Annotated in this window: 5 protein-coding genes; all 5 read left to right on the plus strand. The window is 43.4% G+C overall.

Going from position 1 to position 13,477, the window contains the following annotated elements; all coding sequences use genetic code 11:
* Positions 1–143: type VI secretion system tube protein TssD (gene tssD / locus BLQ87_RS34125; protein WP_317048264.1), on the plus strand; the 143-nt coding region annotated here is incomplete at its 5' end.
* Between the two features lie 235 nt (positions 144–378).
* Entirely contained in the window at positions 379–2,214 is a 1,836-nt protein-coding gene (locus BLQ87_RS00010; protein ID WP_074603875.1) for a beta-N-acetylhexosaminidase, read from the plus strand.
* Positions 2,215–2,503: 289 nt separating this feature from the next.
* Positions 2,504–5,605: a SusC/RagA family TonB-linked outer membrane protein gene (locus BLQ87_RS00015; RefSeq protein WP_083361615.1), complete on the plus strand. Its 3,102-nt coding sequence runs from the start codon at positions 2,504–2,506 to the stop codon at positions 5,603–5,605.
* 35 nt (positions 5,606–5,640) lie between these two features.
* Positions 5,641–7,287 (plus strand): RagB/SusD family nutrient uptake outer membrane protein, encoded by a 1,647-nt coding sequence (locus tag BLQ87_RS00020; RefSeq protein ID WP_074604869.1) that lies wholly within the window; start codon positions 5,641–5,643, stop codon positions 7,285–7,287.
* Between the two features lie 889 nt (positions 7,288–8,176).
* Positions 8,177–13,474, plus strand: coding sequence for a collagen-like protein (locus tag BLQ87_RS00025; RefSeq protein WP_074603876.1), 5,298 nt, complete (start codon positions 8,177–8,179; stop codon positions 13,472–13,474).
* Positions 13,475–13,477 lie beyond the last annotated feature (3 nt).

Here is a 13,477-nt window from a genome sequence, read left to right on the forward strand (position 1 = left end):
CTTTCGAAGACAGCTATATCATCCAGTACAATGAAGGTATTGCCGTTAACGACAATACACCAATGACATTGAGTTTTGTAATATCGGCGCGTAAATTGAAGATCGGTAATGCAGAACATATCAACGACTGGCCAAAAGCATAAGCAAAAGACCATTTGTATAAAACCGCAGGATTCTAAAAGTCCTGCGGTTTTTTTGTAGTATTTATTTATTTATCTTTTTTCTATTTATTTCTGATCAGGAATAGTAGTCGAGAATAAATGGGCAGCTGGGCTTGGAAAGTTGTTTAGTAATACTAAACCTTGATTTGGAATCTTAGGTCAAATGGTTATCTTAGAGGCCAGTGATAACACACTAAATTTAACCTAAATAAACCGCATGAACAGATTCTTTATTTTTGCATTTCTTCTGATTTGCAGCATCAGATTGTCCGCACAATCCAAGATCTCCCTGATTCCCTTACCTGTAAAAATGGAAGAAAGAAAAGGGAGTTTTTTATTGGATAAAAATGTATACATCAATTATCCGAAGCCGGAATTAAAAGAGCTGGCCAGCTACCTGCAATCTGCGATCCAGGAAACAAGTGGCCTGAAAGCAGGCTTGCGCACCGGAAAGTGGATGCAAAAAGGAGCAAGGACGATCAGCTTGCAGATTGATCCAACAGTGATCGCCAAAGAGGGTTATAACCTGGAGGTAAGCCCAACAAAAATCAGCCTCAAAGCGAGTACAGAAAACGGCCTGTTTTATGGCATCCAGACGCTTCAGCAATTGATTCCATTGAAAGGATCAAAAAGCATTCCTGCTGTGGCCATCGAAGATGAGCCCCGTTTTAGCTGGAGAGGAATGATGTTCGATAATTGTCGCCATATGTTCTCGGTGCCCTTCATCAAAAAGTTTATTGATCAGCTGGCCAAACATAAGCTGAATAAGTTTCACTGGCACCTGACCGAAGATCAGGGCTGGAGGATAGAGATCAAAAAATATCCAAGATTACAGGAAGTTGCAGCTTATAGAAACGGAACGCAGATTGGTCCTGACCGTAAAAAAGACGTAGATACCATCAGGTATGGTGGTTATTATACTCAGGAGCAAGTGAAGGAAATTGTAGCTTATGCAAGTTCAAGATATGTGGAAGTGATTCCCGAAATAGAAATGCCCGGGCATTCCGTAGCCGCAATTACGGCTTATCCTTACCTGGCCTGTGGTGCGGTAAGTTTTGAAAACGGGAAACCTTTTGAAGTAAGAAAAGTTTGGGGCGTCTCCAAAGATTTGTACTGTGCCGGCAATGAGCAGGTCTTTACGTTTCTGGAAGATGTGCTGTCTGAGATTATGCCCTTATTCCCTTCTAAATACATCCACATTGGTGGAGATGAAGCACCGCATGATGCCTGGAAGACCTGTCCAAAGTGTCAGGCCAGAATGAAAACAGAAGGATTAACAGATGAGGCGGCACTGCAAAGCTGGTTCATCAGCAGGATGGAGAAATTCATCAATAAAAAAGGAAAGAAAATTATCGGCTGGGAAGAGATCATGCAGGGTGGATTAGCAGAAAATGCAACGGTTCATTCCTGGTTGGGCGTGGAAAGCGGATTGAAAGCTGCAAAGAGCGGTCATGATGCTATCATGTCTCCGTATTCTCACCTTTACTTTGACGGTTATCAGGCAGATTCAAAAATTGAGCCTATGGCAATTGGTTATTGGGTGCCCCTGGATAGTGTGTATGCGTTTGAACCGGTACATCCGGCATTGAATGAAAAAGAAGCGAAACATATTCTTGGTGCTCAGGCAAATTTATGGACGGAGTTCATCGGAACGGAAGATTATTTTCAATATATGGTCTTCCCAAGGATTGCTGCATTATCGGAAATAGACTGGTCGCCTAAAGCATCCAGGAATTTTGAGCATTTTAACAACAGGCTGGTGGATCAATATCAGCGTTACGATAAACAAGGAATTCAGTTCCGGGTTCCGGTGCCAAAGTTAGCCCTGGTACGTACTTCAGGCATCACTTCTACAGTTGTATTGACGGACCCTACAAAAAACGGAACGATCAGGTTTACGCTGGATGGTGGAGAGGTATCGGCTACTTCCCCTCTTTATAAGGAACCTGTGACTTTGCAAAAAGACCAGGTGATTCGCTATGCTTTGTTCTTTAATGGCCAGAGAAAAGGCTCAACGGAATCCTTTCCGAAAATAAAAAAAGCTAAAAAATAAAAGGAAATCGACCTTGTTAGTTTTGAAAAAGACCTAAGTCAGAAAGGCTTAGGTCTTTTCTTTTAAATGCCTGTTCCGTCACCATCGGGCATCCCCCCATATTTCCCCTCCCGGAACAGGCTTCTTATGCAAGATTGCTTACAAAAGCTGTAAATGTCAATAATCATGACAATATAGTGTCACCATTAGACAATCGATGTAGAGTTCGGTACAGCCAATGGTTTTAACTTTAGTTGACCATCCCTCCTCAACATTTTATAAGCAATAACCTAAACTAAACCAACCAAGTATGATTCGTTTACATTTACTATTATTATTTGTTTTTTTAACCTGTGGCTACGCACAAGCTCAGGTAAAAATCATCTCAGGGAAAACATTGGATAAAGCAGATAATTCCCCTCTGCCTGGAGTTTCCATCATGCTCAAAGGGAGCAAGAAGGGCGTGCAATCGGATAATAAAGGAAATTTCACTCTAGATATCGGATCTTCAGCTTCAGCGACATTGATCGTTAACTATGTAGGCTACAATACTCAGCAGGTAGAAGTTGGCAACAAAACACAATTGGACATCTACCTGGTTCAGGCCGATAATGGCTTGAATGAAGTAGTGGTTGTCGGCTATGGAACTCAGAAAAAGGTAAACCTGACCGGATCGGTAGCCAGCATCAGCTCTGCACAGATTACCAACAGGCCGGTCACTTCCATGCAAAATGCGCTACAGGGAATAACCCCGGGTTTAACTGTGAAGTCAAGGACGGGTGATGTGGGTAGTTTTAATACCACTACCGGAGAAGGCGGTGCTGGTGGCGATATCGGTAGTTTATCCCTGAGGGGAAGTAACCAGATCACGCTTGCAGGTCAGGCCGCGGTATCTAAAGAACCATTGATTGTGGTGGATGGGATTCCTGCAAGTCCGGCAGATTTTGCCCGCATCAATCCTAATGATGTGGAAAGTATTTCCGTACTTAAAGATGCAGCATCTGCTTCCATCTACGGTAACCGTGCCGCAAACGGAGTCGTCCTGGTCACAACAAAAAAAGGGAAAGACGGGAAGATGAATATTGAATACAATGGCTATTATGGAAATCAAGCGCCAACCAATATCCCTAAATACCTGGGATCTCCACAATACGCACGTCTGTTAAATGAGGCTTTAACAAATGCAGGCAGACCAGTTCGTTTTACAGAGGAAGAGATCCGGAAATTTGACACTGGAGAAGATCCGGACAAGTACCCGAATACGGACTGGTATAAAGCGTCATTATTAAAGACTGCCCCATTACAGGATCATCAGATCAGTGTGAGCGGAGGGGACAAAATTAAATTCTATTCCGGTTTTGGTTACATGAATCAGGAATCCCTGAAAAAAGGAAAAGATATGGACCGTTATTCCTTCCGGTTAAATACCAATGCAGCGGTAAATAAAAGACTGAATCTCAGTACAACGAGTTCCTTCACCCAGGAGATATATCAAATGGATGGGGGTGATTATTCATTCACTACTTTAAACAGAAATGTACCTACCATTCCCATTCGCCATACTGATGGAACCTGGGGGAGCTTGAGTGGTGGAGTGTTCGATCCTTTGGTGACTGGAAATACTGTTCGGACGCTGGAAGAAGGAGGATGGAGCCGTTCAAAAGAACAAAGAATCAATACCGCTGTAAATGCAGACCTGACCCTGATAGAAGGATTGACCTTGCGTGGAACAGCTTCTTACAATGCCTACAATAAAACGGGTTCGGCTTTTACAAATGAGCTGGCGCCGATCATTAATTTTTTAACCAAACAGCCGGTAGCCAGTACTGCAGTTACGCCAAACGCACTGGACGAACGTTGGGACCGGAACAACAGGATGCTTTTGCAGGGAACTGCTGAGTATGAGAAAACGATGGGAAAACATTATGGCAAAATATTAGGGGGTGCCTCTTATGAAGCATTTCAGTCCAGATTTATCCGGGCAGGACGTAAAGATTTTCCGAACAATGATCTTGGAGTGATCGATGCGGGTGCCAATAACCCAAATTTCAATACCAATTCAGGAAATCTGGGAGAATGGGCCATTCAGTCCTTTTTCGGAAGAATGAACTATTCCTATAACGACAGGTATCTATTGGAAGCAAACATCAGGTTTGATAAATCTTCCAGATTTGGACCTGCCAACAGGTTGGCTGTTTTCCCTGGTTTTTCTGCCGGATGGAGAATCAGTCAGGAAGAATTTATGAAACAGATCAAATGGATTGACGACCTGAAAATACGTGCCTCGTGGGGTAAACTCGGGAATCAGGACAATGTGGGGAACTACGATTACCTGGATCTGCTGGTGTCTAAGTTTGCTTATTCTTTTGCAGATCAGACGCAGAATGGGGTATGGCAGGAGAAAGGTTCAAATTCAAAGGTAAGCTGGGAAAAGACTACGGTTTCTAACCTTGGAATGGACTTAACTATGTTCAATGGAAAGGTGAACCTAACGGCCGACTATTACCTGAGAAATACCAATGACATCTTACTTTCTTTACAAAGTGCTTTGGAATATGGTTTGGATGCACCAGCACAAAATGCAGGTTCAGTTCAGAATAAAGGATTGGAATTACAACTGGGTTATAAGAACAATATTGGTGGCTTTACTTACGGTATTGGAGCAAATATGGCTAAAGTATGGAACAAAATTACTTCCCTATCCAGTGCCGATGGAAACATTAACGACAAGTACATTTTTAAAGTAGGTGAGCCATTGGGATCCTTCTATATGTATAAATCACAAGGTTTGTTTGCCAGTGATGCCGAAGCGGCAGCTTCGCCAAAAATCAATTCCGCCTCAAAAGGTGGGGACATTAAATTTGCCGATCTGAATGGCGACAATAAAATTGATGCAAATGACCGAACAATCGTAGGAAATGATCAACCATTTTTCACCTATGGTTTTAACATGAATATGGCCTATAAAGGTTTTGATTTTTCAATGCTGGCACAAGGAGTGACAAATGTTAAAGTTTATTTAGGCGAAGAAGCTTCTATGGCCTTTTTTAATGGTTCAGGAGTGAAACCTATTCATGAGCAGCGCTGGACAATGGCGAATCCGGATCCAAATGCGGCATATCCAAGGTTACTGAAATCGGAAAACAATACCCAAAATACCGTTTTCTCTGATTTCTGGTTATTTAATGCAGCTTATTTAAGAATCAAGTCAATGTCACTGGGTTATACTTTCAATGCTCCGATGATTTCAAAAATGCATCTTGGAGGATTAAGAGTTTACCTGAGCGCTACGAATCCTTTTACGGTAAGAGCAGACAAACGTCTTAAAGATTTTGATCCGGAAGTACCTTCAGCAAGGTCTTCTTATCCGGGATTGAAATCTTATGTAGTGGGTTTAAGTGTTCGTTTTTAATGGTTCGCACTTCATTTAATTTAGAAAATACTCTGATGAAAAAATTTAAATATATCTTATACCTTGGGTTGTTCGCCTCAGTATTGTCAGCTTGTAAAAAAGACCTGCTGAATAAAATCCCACAAGACAGCGTTTCCAGTGAAACTTTTTGGAAAACAAGCAATGATGCGTTTCTCGCTGTGAACGGCTGTTATCAAAACCTTCCCGGTGATGCTTATCAATCCTATTATGACGCTTATGCGGATAATGCCTATGCGCAATATCCATGGGAAAGCATTGCTACGGTAGTGAGTTCTGGTGATGTAAACCTGACTGTGGATTTTGGTTGGGAAGCCAGCTACAAAGCAATCAGGAGGTTTAACTATTTGCTGGAAAATATTGATAAAACCCCGGAGGATAAAATCCTGTTGGAGCGTTACAAGGCAGAAGTACGGTTTCTAAGGGCTTATCAGTATTTGAACATGATCTTATTGGTCGGTGATGTTCCTTTAGTTACAAAGTCTTTGGCTTTTGGAGAGGAGCTGCCAAGAACAAAAGAGGCAGAAGTATTGAGCTTTGTGCTTAAGGAACTGACGGATGCGGCCGCGGTATTACCTGTTTCTTATGCAGGTGGCAAAAAAGCGGAAAAGGGGAGGGTAACCAAAGGTGCTGCCCTGGCCCTCAAAGCAAGAGCGCATTTATATTATAAGCAATGGGCCGAGGCTGTAGCTACAGCGAAAGCAGTGAAAACATTGGGTTATAGTTTGTTTAAGGTAACAGCAGAAACTAATGCTCAGGATTTAAAAGATGACTATAGCAAATGGGTGGATTTTGCAGATGCAGCAGCGGAGAAAAAATTCAGACTGGGTTTGCGTAGTTATGAGAAGTTGTTTTATACCGAGAATGAAGGCAATTCGGAAGTGATTCTGGAGCGTGAGTATACGCCGGAAAAAGATACACATGGTTTAAATACCCTATTGTTGCCTGCACAGGTTGGAGGCTGGGCATCGATCAGTCCAACACAGCCTTTGGTAGACGATTATTGGATGAGCAACGGCCAGCCTCATGTGCCGGTGGCAGTGGCAACCCGCGCAGCCTTGTATAATGCTAAAGATCCGAAGTATATGGACGAGTATAAAAACAGGGATCCCAGATTTTATGCTTCCATTGAATTTGATGGCAATCCATGGAACCTCCTTGTAAATGGCTATAGTTATGATTGGGGGGTAAACGAAAGTGCTTCCAAAACAGGTTATGGATTCCGTAAACTCGTAGATCCCAATGAGCAAAGAGAGTATAAAGCTTTTAATAATACCATTTTGATCCGCTATGCAGAGGTCTTGCTGACTCAGGCAGAAGCGCAAAATGAATTGAGTGGGCCAGGTACTGAAGTTTATGATGCTTTAGATGAGATCAGAACAAGGGTGGGCATGCCGGTTATAGACCGTGTTGTTTATAACAATCAGGAAAAAGTCCGCTTACTGATTCAGCAGGAAAGAAGGATTGAGCTGGCTGGAGAAGGGCACCGTTATTTTGACATCAGACGTTGGGGAATCGCTTCGTCAATGATGAAGGATTTGGTGGACCTAAAAAACTCTTCGGTTCAAAAAAGAATCTGGAGCAATAAGCTCATGAAGTTACCGGTTCCACAGGCGGCGGTAGATAAGAATAGCAAGCTGAATCCCAATAATACGGGGTATTAAAAAAAATAGAATTGTTAGTTAGTAGGTTAGAATGGCGCTCCTGTACTGGGAGCGCTAATTCTTTTTTAGGCCTTTTTGACTCTTGGATGGAGTGTTAACCTAAAATTATGAATTTAAAAAGAGGACTGACTGCATTCTTTATGGCAGCTCATATGGCCATGAATCATTCTCAAAAGTACAGGAGATGGTTTTTAACACTAATTTTTAAGCCCGAAGGGGAAATCGCATTAAAAAATGGATGCGAATAATAACAAACACTATTTTCCGGTGCAAAAGCCGGGAAATGGTGTTTCTTATTCATCTTAATATCAGGCTGTTCAGTCTGTAGTTGGCGTACTGCCATCTGAAGGGAGATTAATAATTGAAAGTCAATATTTTCATTTTTCCCTGCTGTTTTTGTTCTTTTTAGTTCAATAACTTTACTGGTTTTCTTTAAATAATTTAAAATTAAATCTTCTGATTTACAGGTGATTATGTCAAAAAGTTGCCTGTATGCGTATTTATTTTACTATTCGTACAATAATATTACAGTTATGTATGTTAGCTTTGCCCCCAAATTGATAATTTTTTGTACAGACTGGCTTACCTATGCGCCTAAAAAAAGCAAATGCTCAATTGTTTATGATTGTTCCAATAATATGTTTCCAGAAAAGAAAAACCATCGACAGCGCTACAAAAACAGTATTAGTCCGAAGCTAATTAGACCACCAAAGTGGTTAAATATGTTCAAACACGACTAATTAGTACTTATTTAATTATAGAAATCCGTCTGTAACGGAAAAGAAATAAACGGAAAACTCTTATTTTTTGGGTTGATCTGTCTGTTTGATTTTTTTCTGTTTGGGCTAAAACGATATTATCAAGATCCAATCATCAATACAGTAATCTCATGAATAAAACAGTTAAGCAATACATCATGCTTATTGGGTTGCTATTTGCATTCGGTGCAAAAGCTCAGGTAGGAATAGGTACCAACGCTCCGGATGCGAGTGCACAGCTGGAAATTCTTTCCACTTCCAAAGGTTTACTTATCCCAAGGTTGTCACTTATACAACGTGATGGTATCAATAACCCTGCCAATGGATTATTAATTTATCAAACAAACAATTCCCCCGGTTTCTATTTCTACAACAACGGGCAATGGCAACGTTTGGTAAACAATGCGGAACTGGGGTCAGGAGGAAACGGAACCAATGGAAATACCATTCTCAGTGGGAATTCCAGTCCTTCAGCGGCAGTCGGAATCAATGGTGATTTTTACCTGAACCTTGGTAATAATAGCCTGTATGGTCCAAAAACCTCGGGTAGCTGGCCTGCAAATGGAATATTACTGGTCGGTCCGAAAGGAGAAAAAGGTGATCCGGGGCTAAGAGGAGATGCCGGATTAAGAGGCGAACCAGGTTTAAAGGGTGATCAGGGTTTAAAAGGAGATAATGGCTTAAAAGGAGATACGGGGCCCAAAGGAGATAAAGGTGAGCCGGGAACTCCGGGGAATTCTTTACCAGGAGTGGGAAAAAGTGTTACCTCTTCAGGGACAATTACCATTGGGAATGGAAAAGATGCGGTATTAACAGACCTGACATTAGACCTTGCAGACAATGCGGTTACTTCAGCAAAGATTGCCGACGGTTCTATTGAGAATGTGGATCTGAATAAAGTTAAAATCCCTTTAAGTGGATTTGGAGCTCCTGTAAAGAACGTTCCTATGGGAGGTTTTAAGCTGACCAACCTTGGCGCGCCTACAAATAACAATGATGCGGTAACAAAAAAATATCTGGATGACAGACTAATTGCCGGAGGTGGACAATTGCCGATGCTTAGTTTCGATAATAGTTATAATCTATCTATAAAAGGAAGCAATTCTGTAAGTCTTGCGGATCTTAATCAATCATTAAGTCTTGCCGGAACGGTGCTTTCCATCTCCGGCCCAAGACAAAGTCATGTTGATCTTCGTGGCATATTGGGCGGTGGGAACGGTTCCGGAGGAAATGGCATCGTGATTCACGACAATACTTTAGAAGGAGAAGGCACAACCACCTTACCCTTAAAGCTGTCCAATACTGCCGTAACTCCAGGGAGCTATACTGCTGCGAACATTACTGTAGATGCTAAAGGTAGAATTATAGCTGCCTCAAATGGTACAGGCGGCGGACCTGGCGGAGGAACAGTAACTTCAGTAGAAGTTGTTTCTGCTCAGGGATTCACCGGTTCGGTAACCAATCCAAATTCTACACCTTCCATTACCCTGGGAACATCTGTTAATGGGATTCTGGAAGGAAAAGCCGGAGCAATTACGGCAGCAAGTACAACCGGAAGCGGCTCGATTGTATTAGATAACGGGCCAACGATTAAAGACCCGATCATTACAGGAGTGGCAAAAGGAAATATCGACGGGACCGCAACAAACGTAACGGGAGTGGTTGCAGTTGTGAATGGAGGAACCGGAGCAACTACCGCTGCAGGAGCTAAAGCTAATTTAGGACTGGGCAAGGTCGACAATACCAGTGATGCTGAAAAGCCATTGAGTGATGCCACCAAAGCAGCCTTACTTGGAAAAATAGATGCAAACGCAGCCATCACAGGAGGAACCCATACCAAGATAACTTACGATACGAAAGGGCTTGTCACAAAAGGGGAAGATGCCACTACCGCTGACATCAAAGAATCAGCGGATAAAAAATACGTAACGGATGCACAATTAACATTAATCAATAACACCAGCAATACCAATACAGGTGATCAAATTGCGGTCACTGTTCCGGTAACGCCAAAAGGAGTTCTAAGTTCAACCAACGTACAAGCTGCTTTGGAAGAATTACAATCCAAAATTACTGCATCAGCAGGTGGTGGGATGACAGCAGTTAAGCATGATGCCACGTTAACCGGTGATGGGAATGCAACCGATTTAGGCTTAAACAATAAGGCCGTTACGTTCGCGAAAATGGCTGATCTCGCTTCGGGATCTTTGATCGGAAGAGGTACTGCAGGAGCGGGGAGCCCTGAATCGATCACAATCGGTGAAGGAATTGCGCTAACTGGTGGAACTTTATCGGCCAACGTTCCGGTTGCAACTGGCGGTGTTGGAGGAAAACCAGGTTTGATGGACCCTGCGGATAAAGCTAAACTGGATGGATTAACGAATTATACACTGCCTGTCGCTTCAGCTGCAGGATTAGGTGGTGTTAAGATTGGTGCAAACTTAAGCATCGATGGAAACGGCGTATTGTCTGCTGCCGGCTCAGCAAATGTGGTAGATGCCACAACATTGGAAAAAGGTAAAGTTCAGCTGGCTGGTGATTTAACCGGAACTGCCGATAAACCTCTTGTTGCAAACGATGCGATCACTGCCGGGAAAATAAAAGACGGAAGCGTAACTGATGGCAAAATTGTCAATGTAAGCGGAACTAAAGTTACCGGCAATATTCCTGGAAATGCAGCGAATGTAACCGGAATTGTAGGTATCGTAAATGGAGGTACAGGGGCAAGTGATCCGGCAGGAGCTAAAGTAAACCTGGGTCTGGATAAAGTTGAGAATACACCCGATTTAGATAAACCGGTGAGTAAAGCAACTGAACTGGCATTGGGATTAAAAGAAGACAAATCAAATAAAAGTACAAATGTTGTCGCTGATGGCGCTTCAGGAGATAAATATCCTTCTGTATTGGCCATCAAGACTTATGTGGATACAAAAGTAAACGATGCTGTAATTGGTGCAGGAGGTGTTCCCGATGCAACGACGACTATCCTCGGTAAAATTCAGCTGGCGGGTGATTTAACTAATGTGGCTTCCTTACCAAGGATTGCAACTGATGCCGTAATCACTGCGAAGATCAAAGACGAGAATGTAACAGATCCCAAAATACTATCGGTTAGTGGGACTAAAGTAACGGGTAACATTCCTGGTAATGCGGCTAATGTGACGGGAACAGTTGGGATTGCTAACGGAGGTACCGGAGCAATGACACCTGCCGATGCCAAGCAAAACCTGGGTCTTGGAAATGTAGACAACACTAAAGATGCAGATAAGCCGGTAAGCAATGCAGTGAAAACAGCGTTGGATGCCAAAATCAACCTGACCGAAAAAGCAGCTGTAAATGGAGTGGCTACACTCGACGGATCTGGTAAAATTCCGGTTGGTCAGATTCCTGCTTTGTCTTTCTCTTCAGTAGATGTGGTAGATACTCAGGCTAAGATGCTTGCTTTATCTGCTGCGGTGGTCGGAAGTACGGTCATCAGAACCGATCAGAGTAAGAGTTATGTATTGAGAACTTTGCCATCTGGTGTACTGGCAAACTGGGTAGAAATTCTTACCCCATCTACTTCATTGGTACAATCTGTTAACGGACAGATCGGTGCAGTAACCATTGCCAAAGCTGATCTTGGTCTGAACAATGTTGAAAATACCAGTGATGCCAATAAGCCGGTGAGTACGGCAACAGCAACGGCACTAAGCGGAAAAGAAGATAAATCAAATAAAAGTACAAATGTCACTGCAGATGGGGCATCAGTGGATAAGTATCCATCTGTAAAAGCGATTAAGGATTATGTGGATGGGGTAGTTGTTGGATCCACAGTGGTTCCGGCTACAGCAGCAACAAAAGGAATCCTGAGGTTAACCAATGAATTAGGTGGTACTGCAGATGCGCCGACAGTGGTTTCTGTAGGCGGTACGTCCGCGGCAAATATCAGCACAGGAATTACTGCGGTAACAGCAGCGACCAGTGCAAATACGGCAAACACAATTGTGAAAAGAGATGCTTCAGGTAATTTCATAGCGGGTACTATTACGGCCAATTTAACGGGAAATGCGACTACGGCAACGACGGCAACTTCTGCTTCAAAATTGAGTCCGGGTCGGAAAATCAACGGGGTTACTTTCGACGGATCTGCGGATATTGTCCTTCCGGTAACTGCCGATGCCACTAAACAAGATAAATCAGATAACCTGACGGCTGTTGCTGGTCTAAGTACCACAGGAATTGTCGTGAGAACTGGATTGGGTTCTGCGGTAACGCGTGCCATCGCAACAGGAGCAGGATTAACTTTAACAAACCCGGACGGTGTTGCCGGAAATCCAACGATTTCACTTCCAAATGCGTTTGTAGGAACACCGGGAGATTTCACTTCCGCAAATATCAGTGTAGATGCTCAGGGAAGGGTAACCAAAGCTGCCAATGGTAGCGGAGGTGCGGCTTACACTTTGCCAACAGCGGCAGCGGCTACGTTGGGTGGCGTTAAAGTAGGTGCTGGTCTGGCCATAGATGGTACAGGAATTCTTTCGACCAAAACAGACCTGGCCTATACCGCCAGTGCTACAAATGGCATCATAGGAAGCAGCACAGGTACAGATGCAACAATCCCTGCGGGATCTACTACAAATGCGAGTTTGATGTTGCCTGCCGATAAGCTGAAGCTGGATAAAATCCCGGTAATTACAGCTCCGGGAGATGCAAATAAAGTACTTACCGTAAACAGCGGCGGAACAGCTGCGGTATGGACACCCCCTGTAGCAGGGGGTGGTGGCGGAGCGACCAACCTGGGCTTTAGCACTGGACCAACGGACGGAACGATGACTTCCAGTACCGGAACTTCCGCAACCGTTTCAGGTGCAACCAATGCTGCGGCGGGATTAATGCCGGCGATCGATAAAGCAAAGCTGGATAAAATCACAGACATCGTTGAGGCGACTGATGCCAACAAAGTATTAACCGTAAGTGCGGATGGAAAAAAGGCAAACTGGGTAACTCCGGTTGCAGGTGGCGGAGGAAGTGCTCTGGTTACTTATTTCCTGAGCAGTAAAAAATATTTTATCAGGGCAAGTGGTCCGGGCGTTACGGCAACATTGGCTGGCAATACCGTGACGATCACTGTTCCGGTAGGCGTGACTTTGGATTATATCAAATTCAAAACAAGTTATGCCGAACTGGGAAGCCAGGCCTTCCTGAACATTGCCCTGATCGATAAAAATGCATTATGGAATAACGGGCCCGACGATTTAGTCGTACCCGTTGTTCAGATCATTGATATCAACTCTGCCAGTCCTGTAGTCAACGCAGTGACGATGATGGGGGGAGGGAATTTCGGTTTCACTTTACAGGGATACGCCAATGGTACTGTTAACCTGCAAACCAATAACATCAGTAACCACACCGGCTCACTAGGTTTCTTTATTACAGTAAGACCTTAAACA

This window comes from Pedobacter steynii, assembly GCF_900103665.1.
In the GTDB taxonomy this organism is placed as follows: domain Bacteria; phylum Bacteroidota; class Bacteroidia; order Sphingobacteriales; family Sphingobacteriaceae; genus Pedobacter; species Pedobacter steynii.

Coding starts and splice junctions, on each gene's coding strand:
- BLQ87_RS00015 (WP_083361615.1), top strand. CDS start 2,504: ATGATTCGTTTACATTTACTATTATTATTTGTTTTTTTAACCTGTGGC.
- BLQ87_RS00010 (WP_074603875.1), top strand. CDS start 379: ATGAACAGATTCTTTATTTTTGCATTTCTTCTGATTTGCAGCATCAGA.
- BLQ87_RS00025 (WP_074603876.1), top strand. CDS start 8,177: ATGAATAAAACAGTTAAGCAATACATCATGCTTATTGGGTTGCTATTT.
- BLQ87_RS00020 (WP_074604869.1), top strand. CDS start 5,641: ATGAAAAAATTTAAATATATCTTATACCTTGGGTTGTTCGCCTCAGTA.